Consider the following 17517-nt stretch of genomic DNA (forward strand, 5'->3'; position numbering starts at 1 on the left):
CATAAAATTCGTGTCAAGCATTTCATGCACGATGTTTTTCACCCCTGGCCTCAACAGCCAATACAACCATGGGCGTAAGCGAGTCCCCACCGCCTGGCGAGAGACGCCGCCCGCCTCGACCGCGACCGCGCATCGCGGACGCTCAACGGAGTGGCGAATATTCGAACGGATCAGAGTGATCACACCTCAAGATCCGCGATGATCACGCTCATGAAACGCACGAGCCGGATCGTTGTCTTGGTTCAGCTACCGAACCGTCATAGTGCACCGGCGCGGCGCTGCACTGCGCCCTAGTTGTAGTTCCCTGTGAGGTTGTGGACGCGGTCTGATGGTGTTTGGCCGCCGATGCCGGTGTGGGGTCTGTGGTGATTGTAGCTGTGGAGCCAGGCTGGGTAGTTTGCCGCGCGTGCTTCGTCGCTGAGGTAGGTGTGGGCGTAGGCCCATTCCTCGGCGAGGGTGCGGTTGAAGCGTTCGACTTTCCCGTTGGTTTGCGGGCGGTAGGGGCGGGTGAATTTGTGGTTGATTACGGGGCCGAGGGCTGTGGTGAAGGCGGCTGACCGGTAGCAGGAACCGTTGTCGGTCATCACGGCGGTCACGGTGATGCCGGCATCGACGAAGAACTGGTTCGCGCGGCGCCAGAACCCGGACGCGGTTTCCTTCTTCTCATCGTCGAGGATCTCTGAATATGCCAGTCGGGAGTGGTCGTCGACGGCGTGATGCAGGAACGAGTATCCGCGGCCGCCTTTCTGGTTGTTGTGGTTGCCGATGGTGCGGCCTAACTTTCGGTGGCCGCCCCCGTTAGGGATACGTCCTTGTTTCTTGATATCAACGTGCACCAGCTCGCCCGGTATCGCTTTCTCATAGCGCACGGGTTTTGATCGTCGGACGAGGAGTCCCGTGCTTTGGTCGAGCCAGGCGAGTTTTGGCATCCGATAGCGGGCTAGTACCCGCTCGACTGTGGAGCGATTGAGGTGCAGGTGGTAACTGATCCGATGTGGTCCCCACCGACGGGTGAATCGCAACGCGATGATGCGTCGCTCAAGGCGGCGCGAGGTGCGCGCCGGTGAACGATTCGGTCGTGAGGAGCGGTCAGTCAGGGGCTGACAAGCGCGAAAACGTGCAGCCCATTTCGATGCTGTTGATGGTGAACATTGGAATCGTTCTGCGGCACGACGAGCGGACCAGCCGCCTTCCACGATCAGACGAGCAAGACGAAGCCGCCCCTCCGGGGCGAACGGGGCGTTAGCGTGAGTCATGAAGACCTTCGGTTGGGGATGTGAGGGTGGTACCCACATCCTGCCGGAGGTCTTCGCTAACTCACGCGATCACAACGTCCCGGGGAACTACAACTAGGCCTTTACCGACTTGTGCCGCAACTTTTGCGGGCAGAACCATGCGATACAGCACGTCACCACTAGCGGCCACGTTCAGCGTCGGAGTGGTTGACTTCACCGTCCGTGCTACTAGCTGCGAAAGCTGCTGAGCGAGCGGACTAGCTGCATGAAGAGTAATACCGCCAGCCCGATCGCTCTTGGTCAACATCGGATGCGCTTCGAGTGTGACGATGGGCGAATCTGCGAGTGTGGCCAGGACTGTTCGCAGCTCTGTGAGTCGCTCCGGCGTCATGCCCTCATCGCCTACGTGACCGAGCACATCAGGCACGCTAATAGCCTGCGTAGCGAGTGTCCATACTGGCACTGGTGTCTTTTCCTCATTGGTCACGTCCGCGTTGCCTCAGGAGAAACCTCCGCCTAGCTATATACGCCGCCTCATTTGAAAACCTCCGCTTCGGCGTGGGGTGTGAACCTCGCGATCGATGAGAGATACGCCTGTTTCTCTGCAGCTGACGATGACGCAGCGGCAGGCTATAAGGACGACGAAGGCACTCGCGTATGGGAGCGCTCACCGTGCGGGCAAGTCCCGGATCCTTGATGAGCTAGCTGCGCGGCACCGATCAGCGGTAACCGGATGTCGCGGCGGGCGCCCCGAAGACGTGCAGCCCCATGTCGTCGGAGAGTCGTTCGCAGGCGAACACCCCGCGCACGCTATTGCCTTTCTTATCGAGCGGAGGGCTGTAAACCCCGAGCCCGAGCTGCCAGGGCACGGAGGCAAAGAGGCCCCCGGCGACGCCCGACTTGGCCGGAAGGCCGACGCGGCGCATCCACCGACCGGATCCGTCGTACATGCCGCACGTCGCCATGACGCTCAACACAATCGGCACGATCTCGCGGGGCACTACCTGTGCGCCGGTGACCGGGTTGCGTCCGCCGAAAGCGAGCGTTGCGCCCATCACCGCGAGCACCTCGGCACTGACGACGATCGAGCACGCCCGCGCGTAGACCGAGATCGCGTCGTCGACGGGATGATCGAGGGTGCCCCGCGATCGCATGAGGTAGCCGAGCGCGCGGTTGCGGTCCCCGAGCAACTGCTCCGAGGAGCTCACCGCGTCGTCAACTCGAAGGTCGCGCCCGGCGAACGCGCTGAGGCCAGAGAGGATGCGCTCGAAGCGTTCGTCCGGCGTCGAACCGGAAACGAGATTGGCGGTCAGGAGGGCGCCCGCGTTGACCATCGGATTCGGTGGCCGCCCCGTATCGCTTTCGAGGCGCACTGCGTCGAAAGCCTCACCGGTCGGCTCGGTGCCGACGGCGTCGAGCACACGTTCCCGATCGTCGACGAGCGCGAGCGCGTAGACGAAGGGCTTGACGGCGGACTGCACCGAGAACTCGAGGTCGGCGTCGGGGGTGTCGCGCACGTCACCGTCATCATCGACAATGGCGAGGCCGCACACATCCGGATTCGCGCTGGCGAGCTCGGGGATGCTGTCGTCGACCTCACCGCCTGTCTCGGCTAGCATCCGCTCACGCAGCGCATGGAGGTCGTACCGCTCTGCCTGTTTTTTGGCGTCTCGGGTCATGGGTTCAGTCAATCATGGGTCCAGTCAATCATCGAACCGGGAACTCTGGCGGCACGCAGGACCATGCGACCAACCCGGGTTCTAGTTTGAAGTGCAACTGAATCGCCCTGGGTTTCGTTCACAGGTTTTTTCTTGGGAAGCGGTTGCTTTCAAGAGTGATTCAGCATCAGCGTAGTACTCGTTCTCGGCTTCGGTCGGGGTGCGGTACTCGAGCTCGGAATGAAGGCGTTGGTTGTTCCACCACCACACCCATTCCAGCGTTGCGAGTTCGACTTGCTCGACGGTGCGCCACGGCCCGCGAGCACGGATCAGTTCCGTCTTGTAGAGCGCGTTGATAGCCTCAGCCATCGCATTATCGTAGGAGTCGCCGATGGTCCCTGTTGAGGGAATGGCGCCGAGTTCCGCGATCCGGTCCGTGTAAACCAAAGCCATATAGTTCGACCCGTGATCGGAGTGATGGGTCAGCCCCGTGAGGTCGCCGCCAGCATCGAAGGCGGCCATGTTCAGTGCTTGAAGCGGCAGAATGTCGGCTTTCAGCGTGGCTGCGACGTTCCAGCCGACGATGCGCCTGGAGAATACGTCAGTGACGAACGCGACATAGGCGAAGCCTTGCCAGGTGCGCACATACGTCACGTCGACGACCCAGAGTTTGCGGGGTGCGTCCGCGCGGAAGCGTCGCTGCACGAGATCCGTGGGGCGCCGCCCTGCTGGATCCGATTTCGTGGTGAACACCCGCTTTGACCGTTTGACGCCGCGCAGCCCCTGGGCTCGCATGAGTCGCCCGGTCTGATCCCGGCCGATCTCCCAGCCCTGCCGCTTCAGCAGCCGATGCATTTTCCGGACCCCGTAGACCCCATAGTTCTCGGCGTGAAGCCGAACAATCTCGCCGCCGACCACCTGATCCGACAGGGTTCTCGCCGACGCCGGGCGACTTTTCGCCGCACGATACCCGCGGGCCGTCACGAATCCCACCTCAGCTGCGCGCATCGTGCGGCAGACGAGCTCGACCCCAAAACGATCCCTCATCGCGTCGATGAAGGCGATCATCTCGATGAGGTGCGGCCGAGCTCGGTTGCGAAAAATACGCTCGCAGACCGCAGGATCTCGTTCGCCTTCTCTAGCTCCACGATCTGCTTCTTCAACCGCTTGATCTCTACCTGCGCCTCGGAGGTCGTCCCGGGCTCACGACCGGCGTCGATATCGGCACGCTTCTTCCATAACCGCAACGTCTCAGGATTCACGCCAAGCCGGCCGGCGACATGGCTGGCCGCAGCGAAATCAGACAGGTGATCAGGACGAGCCTGCGTGAGCATCCGCAACGCACGTTCACGAAAATCGGCTGGGTAAGGGTTGGTCATAGTTCCATCCTCCAAAAGGATCAGACGGAACGAAACCCAGTGCGATTCAGTCACCACCGACAAAGCTGAGATAAAGACCGCTCACGCAATTGTCGACAGGATGTTTCCTCACTTCTGGGTAGACTAGCTCTGCTCAAGGCTTTCACCTTGCTGCACACATTCATGGGGGAACAATGGTCAGGGCATCACGCCAATTCGAACCAATCGACGAGAACGATGACGATGCTGCGACGTTTGTCACATCGGCCTCAGGCCGAAAGGCCATGAAGTTTTCAGGCGGGGTGGCCGACGCCGAGAGCCTCTCCGAATGGGCGGAGCAAAGTGGGTGGACGGCCGAAACGGTCGATGACGGGTCTGGCAACTTCTTCTCCGTGCTTTTAACGAACCGCTCAGCCGGTTCAACAGTGCTCGCTCCAATCGACTCTTATGTCGTCCTCAAGGACGGACAGTTCTCCATTGACACTCCGGAAGAATACGAAGCCGACCCTTGGACCCTTGATGAGCGGAGTCCGTTCCACTAAAGGTGCGGCATGAAGGCCAACCCCGTGTGCTCGGCAGCCTACCGGTCGCGAGCATTGCGCCAGGATCACTGATTCATTTATTGCATTCAGCCTGTCGGTCTCTGAATCGAGGCAAGACACGCCTGCGTTCGAAATACGAACCCTTACCAGATCGCGTCATGAGTCTGACTCTGGCGTTGTCCAAAGATATATGGCGGGCCAACGTCCGATTTCAATACGAGTTGCCCCGATTACACGAACAATGCCGTTGATGGACTGGATAAGGAAAGGTTTGCCTCCCTGCACCGCGTCTAGTAACGATCGGCCCGTGTAAAAGTCAGATAGTTCTGCGCTGCCTGTCGAAAGTAACTGAAGGCTGAACTCTGTTGGTGGCATATTTGAGTTGCCTGCGTCTTGCCAATTGAAGCCCACCACACTCGCTTTGCCGTTGCTATTAGCGCGAATAGACGCTGGAACCGGCCGCTGGCTTTGGCTGGATTGATTCGGGGTTATCGAAACTACTACCCCTACCTCTTTCCCCTTGTTTAATGCGCTGTTTTCCAGGAGCGATCTCGAAGCGGCGTTCAGGCCGTTAGAGACGTAATCGCTAACAGCGCTTTCGCCTTCCCAAGTCCGATCGAGATTCATTCCCAAACGCTTAATTCGCCCAATCGGTGAGTCGAGATCAGCCTCGCTGCCCAATTTCCAGTTCACGATGTCCACTGGTGTTCCATCCGGAACACTACAAAGAAGCTCTGCCGCAATTCGATCTGCTGCGGGCATTGAATAGCCGATTATGGTTAGACGCGATGCTTGTTGCATCGCGTCATGAGCCGTGCGCCAAAGCCTATGAACGAGATTGACGTTGTAATAGCTGTCTTTACTTGTGACCGGCGGAATTAGGAATCGATCCAGGAGCTTCACGCCCGCCTCATCAGACTCTGTGGTCGCGCTACGGCTTCCGAAACCGCATACGGTCGCATCCCGCACGATCGTCGCACTTTCCCCCAACGACCAGTACCAGTTGAGCGAACCGTGCAACTTCAGGAGCTGAAAGGACTCTTGTGTCGGCCCGTGCAGCGACTCATAAGTTAGTGCGTTGACCGGTGTGGGTGCCGGAAATACTACTTGCCAGCCATGGACGCTTTTCGGTTCGCTGGCGCCTCGGTCTAAGACAGCTGGGCGTAGAGCTGTAACCGCCTGCTCGACCAAGGTGTCGTAGTTGAAGGTGACGACTGTTGCTTGCTCTGCTTGCCAGAGTGACACCAACTGGCGAAGCCACAGAGGGGATTCTCCGGCAGCAGCTGAGTTGTTTCGATCTTCTAGCTCCTCGGCGAGCGTCGCCGTGACTTCCTCCGCAATGGCACGACGTGACGTGTTCTCGTGGCCGGCTAAGAACGGCAGAGAGGTCGACAACAGCGTGAGTTGATCCTCGAACGAGTTCTCCTCCGAACCGGAGGGCCAGGTGATTCCCAACCTCGAAGTAATTGCCGCTCCGAGCTCATCGGTCAAGGGCATGTGTTGACTAATCGCCCGCGAGAACCCCGCACCTAGGACATAGACGGGGCGACGTGCACGGGTCTCTTTAGGGCGCATGAACTTAACCTAGCCCACGCCCTCTTGCCGACCATGATCTTGAAATTGGTATGCGCGGCGCGACAAACACGAAGTGAGAAATGCGTCACAATCCCGATGAATCGGTTGCACAATACACGTCAACATCTGAACCGAGGAACTACGCATCAGCGTCCGGCAGACGAACGCTCCCCGGACACCTAGTTCGCTTTGCAACTATGTAGTCGATATCGGGGCTCGCTACGTCTCAGCAGACTAGTCCGGGGACCCTCCCGGCGAGGGGGCGTCTGCCAGCTCAGACGACGGAAAGTTCAGCTGAAGATCCCTAAATCACGGTAGCGCGCAATGTATCGTGCACCGAGGCGTTCTGCTGCACGATTTATTGCGGGGTCTGGAACACCTAGATGCGTCAAGAGCACGAGAGTAAGCACGATCCAATTGGCGTCCCGGATGCCACGCAACGATAAATCATCTTCCCAGATGCTGCTGGAAACCGCATGGGCAATGGTGTTTCGAGCCTTGATGAGCTGCCTCGTCCACTCTTCAATGGACACACGTGCTACCTGCCAAGTATCGTCATCGACCCGTCGGACGAGCTGCTCCGCCCTCGAACGGAATGTGGTTCTCCCGAGATCGCCCTTGAGCTGCGCCACTGCCGCCTTCTGTGCCTGGTTCAGCCCCGACAACAGTTCCAGAGCTTCGAGAATCGGCAGAGATTCGTCGGAGGTTAGTTGCGGAGCTTCGTGTTGCTTAAGCGCTTCAGAGACCGAGTCGATTGCTGCGGAGCTGAGGATCACGTCCGCTTCGACATATCCAGGCTGGTACCGCAAGCCCACGAGGATCTGAAGGACTGGCTTCCACTCGCAGTATGCCGCCCACCACCGCTCGATCGCGTGCTGAATCCAGTCACCCGAGAATCTCAACGAGTGCTCAACCGGCGTTCGCCTTGGACGTTCAAACGGCGCGTACTTATCTCGCCCAAAGACGGTCACGGTCTGGCCGGACGCCTCAGTGGCCACTAGCGTAAGTCGCCCGCATGGCAGGTCTGTCGCGAATGTAAGCAGCGCCTGAAAGACGGCGAGTTGAGTCTCAAAAGCCTCCAATGGAACCGGCTCCAGTGCAACTAACGTGATCGAGTTCTCTCCGCTACGCAGCGTCGCTTCCATCTGCGGCGCTCCGTCTACCGCAGGGAATAACAGCGGCTGCGAGGGGCTTCGGGCTGCTCCGTCCTCGTGGCGGTGGGAACAGGCCGACGCTAGGTGTTCGAATGTCCCCGTCACGGTTATGTATTGGGCATCATCCAGAGCTGATCCGACCCTGAGCTCATCGACTCGCAGCCCTAGGTCACCGTCGATCACGAAGATTGTTCCACGGATGAGCGTCGGTGTCCCGTCAAGAGATGCTGTGAGGACTCGTATGCCAGGCTGCCCTGTCGCATACGAGAAGCTACTCGGTGAATTGAGGATCCACCGCCCGCCACGTTCGACAACTTCGGCCGTGCCGTCGCGTGCGCCATCACCGATCGATTCAAATAAGACCGAGGTCGACGGCCATTGAAAGTTCTCCGAGAAGAGCGCCACAGATCGACCTATGCCGTAACGAGCTGCATCAGCTCGGTATAGTCGGTGACGACATCATAGGTGACGTCCTGGCCGTTCTTCTCGCTGATGGATGCAAAGAATTTGCGGGCGCACTCGATCTTGGCATCCTCCATGCCCTTGAGCTGAAGTGTCGAGAGTGATCCCTTGGTTTCAGCGACAAAGTAGACGTGCTTGACGCTGCCTTCTGTGAACGCGATCGCCCAGTCGGGGTTGTAGTCGCCAACCGGAGTGGGTATAAAGAACCCGCGCGGAAGCTTTGCGTAGACCGCGACCTCAGTGCTCGTGTCTAGCTCAGTGACGAACGCGCGCTCGATCTTCGAGTCCGTCACCACGAAGTCGTACACGTGCTTCTTGAGCTGGTCACCCGCCTTACTGAAGTCTTGGGCTGTTTGATTCTCTGTGAAGATCGCTGAGTCGAACTGATCCTCCAACGTGTCGTAAGTCAAATGCTCAACGATGACCGTCGCCTTTTGCTCGTTGATCAGCCGCGCCGCCTCTGTGATGAACTGCTCAGGATTGAGGCGAAACTTTCCGAACGTACCCGGTGCAATACTGCGCAGAATACTTGCAACCGTGCGGCGGGTGAGCTGGGTCTTTTCCGTAACCTCACCGAGCAAGTCATATTTCACCTGTGAGCCTGCACTCATGGTCTCGGTGTGAGTCTGCGTGGTTGACACCGCGAAGCCCGAGCCACTCGCGAGGTCGTCAGCCTCCAACTTTTCGCGCTGCCGCCCCGCTTGGATGACGTACTGCATCGCGGCTACGTTCAGGTGCTTATCAAGGTGGTCAGCTGACTTGCGGATCAGTTCGGCCGAGTCGAACTCGACCTGGTAGACCGCCTTATGGTTGATCCGGCCCCAGAGGGTTTGGAACTCCTTCTTTGCGAAGTTCGCCTCGTTAAGGGGGATCCTCTTAGGCTTGCGGTCGTTGGTGATCTCTAGCGCCGCAATGTGCAGAGCGTCAATGAGTTTCGCAACTTGATCGAAATATGGCTGCAACGACGCTGGCAGCTCGGGCATCTCTGGCAATTCCGCCTGATCGAGCCACTTGTCGGTAAGGTGCTGCTCGTAGTCGATAAAGCCGTTAACAGTCAGCCAGTGCTGGAGTTGCTTTGCTTCATCTGCTGAGATTGTGTGAATAGTTCCGGTCGCAATGTCCTCAACTGTCTTGCCGACAAAATACTCCGGAGTCGCCTTGCGCGGCCGGGTTGCTAGGGACTCCGAAATCTCCCTCTGGAGTCCGGCAACAAAATCGGTGTACGACTCGTCGGTGACCACCGTCAGCTCATTGACGTCATGCACAGTGGCGGGGTTGTCCATGCGCATGCCGTGCTGGTCGACGGCGAGGCGCAGGCCGCGGCCGATCTCTTGGCGCCGGGAGACAGCGTTGTCGCTCTTCTTGAGCATGCCCATGACGAACACATTGGGATTGTCCCAACCCTCGCGCAGCGCGGAGTGGGAGAAGATGAACCGGACTGGCTCCGTAAGCGAAAGCAGTCGCTCCTTGTCCTTCAGGATCAGATCGTACGCATCGATGTCGTTCGACTGGCCCTTGTCGTCGCCACGGCCTGAGACATTGCCGTCAACTTGATGCTTGGATTTCTTGTCGATCGAGAAGTATCCCTCGTGTACTCGTCGGATCTCATCGCGCCCCAAGTATTGCTGGAACTTCCCAGTCAAATCATCGATCGCCAGCTCGCCGAGTACCTCGTCGCGGATCGCGGCAAATTCCTCCTCGAACATTCGGGCGTAATCGCCGAGGGTGTCTTCGCGGCCGTAGTCACGGTACTTGGCGACCTCGTCAATGAAGAACAGTGACAGCACCTTGATGCCCTGGCGGAATAGCGCCCGCTCCTTTTCAAGGTGGGCGCGAATGACTTCGCGAATTTGGATGCGCCGCTTGGTCTCTTCCGTTACGTCACGGTCGGCGAGCTGCCCGGCGATGACGACGTCACCGTTACTAAGCTCGATAATGTCACGGCCCGCGTCGATCTCGGTGATGAATAAGCCCTTGTAAGCCTCAATACCGTTCGACACCTCATGCAGGTTTGCACCGACGTCGAGGCGCTTAACCTTACGTTTGATGCCAGTCTGGGTTTGTACTTCGATCTCGATCCGAGCACTCGGCTTCGCACCTTTGGCAATCCCAATCGCGTCAAGATATAGGTACGCGGTGGACCCGGCCAGACCCTTAACCGTGATGCCTCGCACCGAAATTTTCTTCACAAGCTTCTGGTTGTATGCGTCCAAGGCGTCGAGGCGGTGCACCTTTGTGTGCTCGACTTTGTGAGTGGCCGAGTAGCGCAACATCATGAGGCCGTGGAAACGCGAGAGCGCTTCGAGAGACTTCGCAGCGCCAATCTTCTGCGGCTCGTCAATAATGACGATGGGCCGGTTCGCCGCAATCACATCGATTGGACGCCGCGACTGAAAGTCATCAAGTACGTCGTAGATGCGACGGTTGTCCTTACCTGTCGCATTGAACGCCTGGATGTTGATGATCATCACCTGCACCCCTGCATCGGAGCTGAAACGCTCGATCTCGTGCAGTTGGGAGGAGTTGTAGATGAACGACCGCGGCTTCGTCCCATAGTGTTGCTGAAAGTGTTCCGCAGTCACATCTAAAGATTTCTTGACGCCCTCACGGATCGCAACTGAAGGTACAACAATGATGTACTTCGACCAGCCGTACCGTTTGTGAAGCTCCAGGATCGTCTTGATGTAAACGTATGTCTTGCCCGTCCCCGTCTCCATCTCGATGTCAAGGTTCGGAGCGCCAGGGGCCGCCTTGCTGTCGATGAGCTTCGTCGAGCGAGGCAAGTTGCGAGACTGCTGAACCTTGTGGACGTTCTCCAGAAGTTGATCCGCTGAAAGTACGATCTCGGAGTTCCGCAGACCAGAGTCAGGCGTCTCGTTGGCCTCGAACAACCTCGGGTTGACAGCGGGCTTCGCTTTGCCTGGGTCGATGAGGTAAGAGATACCGTCGAGTTTTGGCTGACCCGCAAAAACGTGAACCACTGAATCAACTGCGTCAGTCTGATATTGCTGAACCTTAAACTGGAGCTTCATCTCGCTCAAATCGCCTTAACATCGGTGGCAGGAGACACTTCGCGGAAGACCTGTTCGGTGTTGATGCGCACGGCGTCCGACTCAAAACCAGAGTCCCGAAATACAGCCCGAATTGGCTGACGTTTTGCGATGTCGAGCACAGCTTCGGCGGAAACTAGGTCATCAAAACAGGCGATCAGAGCGCCGCCCTCGACCACGTACACCTCGTTTTCGTGTACTAGTTCAACGCTGATCGACATCGTCAGTTCGAGGCCCCAGTCAAGAAGAACCTGAAACAGCAGGTCTTCGTTCGTGCGATCTATTTTTACGCTGGCCTCAAGTTCGTCGAGCAAAAGCTGGGCTGTATCGTCAGGCGTTCGTAAGACATCAGCCATGTTCGACGAGTCGACTCTCAGCGCACGAAATCCGATATCGAGTCCTTGCCCCGTGAGGCCGGCAGCGTCCGAGACCGCGCGCCCAGCACTCCGGATGCGCTCACGGGCCACATCAGGGATGCCTTTCTTCTGGTCGTCACCACCGTCCGGGAGTTGCACCAAGATGAATCGACGGGCTCCTCCGTCCTCAGCGTTCTGCTGGAGCACAGCGTCAGCCGTCGTGCCGGAGCCACCGAAAAAGTCCAGAACGACGTCCGCGGATGACGCTGACGTAGCGAGAGCGAGCATTCGACGAATGAGATGCGTCGGTTTCGGTGTATCGAAGACTGTATCGCCCTCGGAGAAAGCTACCCGAGCGAGCAACTCCTTCTTGGCATCCTGTGTGTGTCCCACCTCGGTGTAGGGCCAAAACGTCTGTGCGACACGGCCCTGTTTGACTTCAGTTAGGAACCGCTTGATCGCCGGTCTGCCGTTGCCATCGGAGCCGAACCACACACGATCGTCTGCGAGCATTTCCTGATATCGCGGCTCGGTATAGAGCCACGCTCGACCAGGCGGCGGCGTGAAGCGATTTCCCGCTGGCGTCGTCAGCTCATAAAACTGACTCTGGGTGGCGTGCCCGGAAGCTGCTGTAGCGTCAACCGCCTTCCACCGACCGCGCGGATCACTATCCAAATTCTTGTATGCAGCGTCCTGGGCATCGGTTCTCGGAAGCAGATTGGAGGTCCAGTCCGCCGCATTGCGCGCGTATACATGGATGTAGTCGTGAACCGAAGCGAACTGTGTCGCGCTGTTCATCGGTGAGTACACCTTCTGCCACACAACTGTCGCTACAAAGTTGTTCGCCCCCATGGTCTCGTCAAGCAGATGTTTCAACGAAGCCGCCTCTGCATCACCGATTGACACGAAGATCACGCCATTTGGGGCTAGCAGGTTTCGGGCAAGCTTAAGCCGTGGGTACATCATGCTTAGCCAGTCGGAATGAAAACGACCGCTCGACTCGATGTTCGAGCGAACGCGCTCGCCAAGATCGTTGACCTGGCCAGAGCGCCGCAAATACTCTTCGGCCTCTTCGGCGAAGTCATCTTCGTATACGAATCTGTCAGAACCGGTGTTATACGGCGGGTCGATAAAAATGAGCTTAACCTTGCCGAGGTAAGACTCCTGAAGCATCTTGAGCACATCGAGATTGTCACCCTCTATGAAAAGGTTCTTCGTGCTGTCGAAGTCGACGGATTCCTCGCGCACAGGACGAAGCGTCTTCGCGATCGGAGCGTTCGCAGCAAATGCTGCGGCGCGCTTTCCAGGCCAGTCAAGTTGGTAATGTTCCTGCGGTCCCTCGACAACGTGGTCGGAGAGCTCTTGGCGGAGCAGGTCAAAGTCGATGGCTTTCCTGACGTTGCCGTCAGCGTCGACGGACTCGGTGACGACGGTCGGAAACAATTCGGCGAGCTTATCGATGTTGGCGTCGGTCAAGTCTGGCGACGTCATGCGTAGTTTCTCCAAGGGTTACCTCTGCTGTTCGATTTCTTGTTGTCTAGTTTTGAGAATACGGCGCAGCTCGATCTTCCGGTTGAGCTGTGGCTCGGTGCGGAGCTTGCGTTCCAAAGCGGAGATCTCGCGTTCGAGTTTCCGCACGATCGCCAGCCTGTCAACGATTTCAGACATGTCCTCACCGTGTCTAACCACTACCAGCGTCAGCATCTCGAAGATCGCCGCGTAGAGCCTGGGCAAGCTTATTGCTGTAGGGAGGGGGCGCCGTGGGGCGTCAGCAGGAAGCCAACCGGTCGAGTAGTAGGCACCGAGTTTCAGATGACCCGAGCCAAGCTGCTTGGGTGCTGCTGCCATGCGAACCTGAGTCCCGCTACTAACTGCTCGCGTGATCTCGAAGATGATCGGAGACTGGATGGCGTTGTCGATCGCAGACAGCACCTGATCACTGACGTCGCCCGTCTTGCTATCGATTCGAAAGACCTGGATCTCACGCACACCCGCACTGCCCGGGAGGTTAACGGTGGATTCCGCAAGCTTATAGGCCCAAGTAATGCGCTGGACCTGGGACACAAACTTCTCACGCACAGCAGTGCTCACATTGCCGTGCTCGTAGATCTTTTCTTTAGGTAAACGGCTGCCAAACTTTGCTGCGAGAGGCCACTTGTACAGCGGGTCAACCATTGGTCTCAATACTCGTCGCGGGGTCCACAATCGCGAGGAATGCGATCAGTTCGAAATCGTCGAGGCCTGCGATCGTCTGGGTCAGGGCGCTGGTTTGTCCGCCAGTGAAGAGGGAGTCGATGTCGCGTTCGTCAGTCACATCGATCATGGAGCCTATTGCGTCAGTGAGCAGTCCCGAATACTGGGCCATATCAGCCCCATCAAGAGTGGCCGCGTTAAAGAAACGGGTGACCTCTGCTGCGGGCTGGTCGTATGGTTTGCATCCGGCGCGTATGAGATCGAGCAGACTCTTCACCTCCGTGTGATCAGCAATGACGTTCCCGTCGTTGTCGACATAGACAAGGTAGTAAGGGTGAAGGCGATTGCCTCGGTTCACATCGCTGTCAGCTTCCAAGTTCCGCAAGGCGAAAATCGCGCCGGGCCGCAGCCCATTAGCAGGATCGGCCGGCACAACAGCGTGAAGGCCTTTCGGCGACGTGGCCAGATCGCCATGCTCCTTGACATAGCCGAGCAGATCCATGCGAAAGTCGTTGAGCCCAAGGTCCGTGATTGAAATGCCAGTCCGCACGTCTTCAAGTTCAATGACCTCATCCTGAAGCTTACGAAGCTGCTCTTTTCGGAACGCTGCATCGTTCGTCTCGGGGGTGAGAACATTATCGTCAGCTGTGCCAGCGAGGTCCGCAATGACCATACGGTTCTCAACCCGCTCCTTGAGGTTGATGTATTCGTCTAGAGAAATATCCGGCCAGAAATTTACGAGTTGAATCTGCGAATTGATAGAACCGATACGATCGATTCGCCCGAAACGCTGAATGATGCGGACGGGATTCCAGTGGATGTCGTAGTTGACCAAGTAGTCGCAGTCCTGAAGGTTCTGCCCCTCACTGATCACATCCGTTCCGATGAGCACATCGATCTCGCCAGTCTCTTTCGGCATTGCCAGATGCCTCTGCTTTGACCGCGGCGAAAACATAGTGAGCACCTGCTGAAAGTCATAGCCAGTGCCGAGTGTGGTCTTTGCCGAATGCGCACCGCCCGTAATCATCGCGGCTTCCAGCCCTTGGCTCATCAAGCTCGGAGCGAGCTCTCGGTACAGGTACTCCGCGGTGTCGGCGAAAGCGGAAAAGACCAATACCTTTCGGTTGCCCTCATTGATTGGTTGCGCGGCCTTCGCCGCAACTAAGGCCTTTAGCTTCTGGAGTTTCAAGTCTCGATCCGGAGTGACCATACGCATCTCATCGAGAAGCTCACGCAGTGTTTCGCGATCGTGCCACAGGTCGCGCTTCCACGACTCGACATCCAGATCTCGAAGATCTATTTTGATTTTCTCTCCGTAGGAAAGTGCCTCGACATTGGCCGCATCGTCGTCATCGACATCATCTGCGGAGAGGTCGACTTCCATATCGAGGATGGCGTCCTCGTGCCTGTCGAGGCGCGTCAGCGCCTTATCCACGGTGCCTTCGATTTTGGCTAGCGTCAGCCGGAACGCCTCCACTGAACTTTCCAGCCGCTTCAAGAGGTTGACCGTCATCAACTTCTTCAGACCCTGCTCCCGACCTTTTTGTCCAAGGTTTGCACGGCTGCCGCTAGCACCAACGTTGTACAGGTCCTCATATTTGCTGATCCTGCTCGGGAACACATACGCCAAGGGGGTGTAAACGGCCAGATTGAGTTGCTGGAGCTGTTCAAAGATCTCATTGAACGACGGGGCCGTCGGGAGGTCACTCAACGGCACCCGAATTGACTGAGGAGGCAGCCTTGTCGGGAATGCTCCGATCTCAGTCATGTCATAAAACGCCTGAATATGTCTTCGTGAACGAGCAATGGTTACAGAGTCGAGGAGCTCAAAAAAGTCGAAATCAAGCATCTTCAGAATTGTGTCCGCAGTGCGGCGCTCTGGCGGCAACTTCGACCACTCGTTGAACACTTTCTGCGAATCGCTGAAAACTCGCTCGACCGTCGTGGACAAGTTGAGTTTGCTCGCGAGGTTATCTGATTCGCCCTCGTAGGCTAGTTGAAGCTGGTTCTTCAGATCGTTGAATCGGTTGTTCACCGGTGTAGCGGAAAGCATGAGGACCTTTGTCTTTACCCCCTCCTGAATCACCTGCCGCATGAGCCGCTGATAGCGACTCTCTTTCTCCTCCGCATAATCGGCATTGCGGAAATTGTGAGATTCATCGATGACAACTAAGTCGTAGTTTCCCCAATTCACGCGATCGAGACGCAAACCCAGCGACTCTCCCTTTGTGCGGGTCAGGTCTGTGTGGGCGAGTACGTCGTAGTTGAACCGGTCACTTGCGAAAATGTTGGTTGTGAGATTGGCGTTGTAGTTTGTCCAGTTCTCAGACAGTTTCTTCGGGGCGAGCACCAGCACTGACTTGTTGCGAAGCTCGTAATACTTGATTACGGCAAGAGCGGTAAACGTCTTTCCGAGTCCGACGCTGTCCGCAAGAATGCAGCCGTTGTACGTCTCCAACTTGTTGATGATGCCAATAGCGGCATCTCGTTGGAAGTTATAAAGACTCTGCCAAACCTTGGTGTCGAGGTACCCAGTGCGGTCGTTCGGTAAGACATCTTCGTTGATATCTTCAAGAAACTCGGCGAAGAGATTATAGAGAATGAGGAAGTAAATTCTGGCCGGAGAGTTCTCCACATAGGCGCTAGCGATATGTTCTTGAACCGCGTCAGTTACGTCCTCAAGCTGGTCAGAGTTGTTCCAAATTTGGTCGAATAGCTCAACGTACTGAGACGTCATAGGGCTGTCGTCGATGCGGTGAACCATGTTCGATACCGCGTTCCCACGCTCATATCCAAGGTCCGCGGTCGTGAAGCCCTGTAGCGCCGCATAGGCAATTTTTTCGTCCACGGCAGCAAACTGTTGCATAGGCTTGCCGGTTGAATTGGACCGGAAGGTCACCTTCTGGCGCACCCACTCAGCGCACTCTTTCGCGATAGCCCGCTGAGTCAGTTTGTTGCGCAGCCTTACCTCGAACTCCGAGCCATACAGACTCGACTCTGACCCCGGCGCTGGGGGAATGAAGAACTCGCGTCGTTCTTTGTGCAGCTTGTCTGTGACCTTGGCGGTCACAAAGGAAGGGGACGTAAAGATGAACTCCAGTTCACCGACGTTCTCCAGTTCCTTGCGAAGCGCTTCGAAAGCAAAGATCGAGAACGTGGAAGCAGCGATGCGCACTTTCGAACCAGGAGCAATCTCCGACTTCAGATCGTCACCGAGCAACTCATTAACGTTGTCGATAATTCTCACGCCGCCCACCAATCCTTCAAATGCGAGAAATCCTAAGATGCAAATGTTGCCCTCGTGGAGCCTATCGGAGCACTGGCGGTTGGAATATGCGCAGAGAGCCGTGTTCCTTAATGGGTGGGTTCAATCAGCGCCCATTGGTATTCTCTTCGCATGCCCGACGTAACCTCAGATGACGCCGCCACGAATGAGGTCTTTGCGGCCTACGGCAGAGCTATGCATGGAGCCCAAACCTTGGAATTTTGGCTTCGAATCTTGGTCACGGTGAATCGTACGGTGTCCAAGACATTCTCGTCCGAGGGTGAACTGGAACGGGCAGTAGAAACGCTGTCAACTTCGACGATGGGCACGGTGGTTTCAGCGCTTCGATCGCTTGTTCACGATCCGGAGCTGGAGGCACAGCTTGCTCGCGCTGTTACCGAGCGAAATCGCCTCGCCCACAAGTTCTTCGGCGAGTGGGCAGACATCTGGAACGGTTCGGAAACTGACGCCCGGATGATCCAAGATGCGAACCGAGTCCGGAACATCTTTGATGAGGCGGTTCGCAATCTCACCTCAACAATTGGCACGCACCTCGCCACCATCGGATCGAATCCTGACGAGTTCATTCCCGGTCTCAACCAGCGCATCGCAGATGTCCAGACCGGAGACAGAGCGCCACTCGGGCACGTCTAATGCGAGGACCAAATG

Annotated in this window: 13 protein-coding genes; 2 read left to right on the top strand and 11 right to left on the bottom strand. The window is 57.2% G+C overall.

The features are described 5' to 3' along the window. Positions 1 to 290 precede the first annotated feature (290 nt). From FB472_RS01790 to FB472_RS14290, 5 genes are all read right to left on the bottom strand, one after another. Positions 291 to 1256, bottom strand: a complete 966-nt coding sequence (locus FB472_RS01790) for an IS481 family transposase (RefSeq protein ID WP_141989401.1) — start codon at positions 1254 to 1256, stop codon at positions 291 to 293. Positions 1257 to 1317: 61 nt separating this feature from the next. Further along, positions 1318 to 1662 (bottom strand): hypothetical protein, encoded by a 345-nt coding sequence (locus FB472_RS01795; RefSeq protein ID WP_141989402.1) that lies wholly within the window; start codon positions 1660 to 1662, stop codon positions 1318 to 1320. Between the two features lie 292 nt (positions 1663 to 1954). Further along, positions 1955 to 2914: a glutaminase A gene (gene glsA / locus FB472_RS01800; RefSeq protein ID WP_141989403.1), complete on the bottom strand. Its 960-nt coding sequence runs from the start codon at positions 2912 to 2914 to the stop codon at positions 1955 to 1957. Positions 2915 to 2995: 81 nt separating this feature from the next. Then, positions 2996 to 3961, bottom strand: coding sequence for an IS3 family transposase (locus FB472_RS01805; RefSeq protein ID WP_246078018.1), 966 nt, complete (start codon positions 3959 to 3961; stop codon positions 2996 to 2998). Continuing rightward, on the bottom strand, positions 3958 to 4272 hold the full coding sequence (locus FB472_RS14290; RefSeq protein ID WP_246078019.1) for a transposase: 315 nt from the start codon (positions 4270 to 4272) through the stop codon (positions 3958 to 3960). Before FB472_RS14290 ends, FB472_RS01805 begins: the two co-directional genes overlap by 4 nt. A 173-nt stretch (positions 4273 to 4445) precedes the next feature. Here FB472_RS14290 and FB472_RS01810 point away from each other — a divergent pair, with 173 nt between their 5' ends. Beyond that, positions 4446 to 4793: a hypothetical protein gene (locus FB472_RS01810; protein WP_141989404.1), complete on the top strand. Its 348-nt coding sequence runs from the start codon at positions 4446 to 4448 to the stop codon at positions 4791 to 4793. Positions 4794 to 4949: 156 nt separating this feature from the next. On the opposite strand, the gene FB472_RS01815 is transcribed toward FB472_RS01810, so the two are convergent. From FB472_RS01815 to FB472_RS01840, 6 genes are all read right to left on the bottom strand, one after another. Then, on the bottom strand, positions 4950 to 6368 hold the full coding sequence (locus FB472_RS01815; RefSeq protein ID WP_141989405.1) for an SIR2 family protein: 1419 nt from the start codon (positions 6366 to 6368) through the stop codon (positions 4950 to 4952). A gap of 290 nt (positions 6369 to 6658) precedes the next feature. Then, a complete protein-coding gene (locus FB472_RS01820) occupies positions 6659 to 7927 on the bottom strand; it encodes a hypothetical protein (RefSeq protein WP_141989406.1) in 1269 nt (422 codons plus the stop codon). 8 nt (positions 7928 to 7935) lie between these two features. After that, positions 7936 to 11016 (bottom strand): type III restriction-modification system endonuclease, encoded by a 3081-nt coding sequence (locus FB472_RS01825; RefSeq protein WP_141989407.1) that lies wholly within the window; start codon positions 11014 to 11016, stop codon positions 7936 to 7938. Positions 11017 to 11021: 5 nt separating this feature from the next. Continuing rightward, positions 11022 to 12881, bottom strand: coding sequence for a site-specific DNA-methyltransferase (locus FB472_RS01830; RefSeq protein WP_246078021.1), 1860 nt, complete (start codon positions 12879 to 12881; stop codon positions 11022 to 11024). A gap of 18 nt (positions 12882 to 12899) precedes the next feature. Then, positions 12900 to 13565 carry a DUF4391 domain-containing protein gene (locus tag FB472_RS01835; RefSeq protein ID WP_141989409.1) on the bottom strand — a complete coding sequence of 222 codons (666 nt, stop codon included), beginning with the start codon at positions 13563 to 13565 and terminating at the stop codon, positions 12900 to 12902. Further along, complete coding sequence (locus FB472_RS01840; protein WP_141989410.1) at positions 13558 to 16830, bottom strand: helicase-related protein; 3273 nt, start codon at positions 16828 to 16830, stop codon at positions 13558 to 13560. Before FB472_RS01840 ends, FB472_RS01835 begins: the two co-directional genes overlap by 8 nt. 150 nt (positions 16831 to 16980) lie before the next feature. Here FB472_RS01840 and FB472_RS01845 point away from each other — a divergent pair, with 150 nt between their 5' ends. Then, complete coding sequence (locus tag FB472_RS01845; RefSeq protein ID WP_141989411.1) at positions 16981 to 17502, top strand: hypothetical protein; 522 nt, start codon at positions 16981 to 16983, stop codon at positions 17500 to 17502. Positions 17503 to 17517 lie beyond the last annotated feature (15 nt).

The sequence above is a fragment of the Rhodoglobus vestalii genome, from assembly GCF_006788895.1.
Classification (GTDB): Bacteria; Actinomycetota; Actinomycetes; order Actinomycetales; family Microbacteriaceae; genus Rhodoglobus; species Rhodoglobus vestalii.

Excerpts from the sequence above, each read along its gene's own strand:
- FB472_RS01815 (WP_141989405.1), bottom strand. The coding sequence starts at position 6,368 with ATGCGCCCTAAAGAGACCCGTGCACGTCGCCCCGTCTATGTCCTAGGT.
- FB472_RS01810 (WP_141989404.1), top strand. The coding sequence starts at position 4,446 with ATGGTCAGGGCATCACGCCAATTCGAACCAATCGACGAGAACGATGAC.
- FB472_RS14290 (WP_246078019.1), bottom strand. The coding sequence starts at position 4,272 with ATGACCAACCCTTACCCAGCCGATTTTCGTGAACGTGCGTTGCGGATG.
- FB472_RS01835 (WP_141989409.1), bottom strand. The coding sequence starts at position 13,565 with ATGGTTGACCCGCTGTACAAGTGGCCTCTCGCAGCAAAGTTTGGCAGC.
- FB472_RS01790 (WP_141989401.1), bottom strand. The coding sequence starts at position 1,256 with ATGACTCACGCTAACGCCCCGTTCGCCCCGGAGGGGCGGCTTCGTCTT.
- FB472_RS01845 (WP_141989411.1), top strand. The coding sequence starts at position 16,981 with ATGCCCGACGTAACCTCAGATGACGCCGCCACGAATGAGGTCTTTGCG.
- FB472_RS01825 (WP_141989407.1), bottom strand. The coding sequence starts at position 11,016 with ATGAAGCTCCAGTTTAAGGTTCAGCAATATCAGACTGACGCAGTTGAT.
- FB472_RS01805 (WP_246078018.1), bottom strand. The coding sequence starts at position 3,961 with ATGATCGCCTTCATCGACGCGATGAGGGATCGTTTTGGGGTCGAGCTC.
- FB472_RS01830 (WP_246078021.1), bottom strand. The coding sequence starts at position 12,881 with ATGACGTCGCCAGACTTGACCGACGCCAACATCGATAAGCTCGCCGAA.
- glsA (WP_141989403.1), bottom strand. The coding sequence starts at position 2,914 with ATGACCCGAGACGCCAAAAAACAGGCAGAGCGGTACGACCTCCATGCG.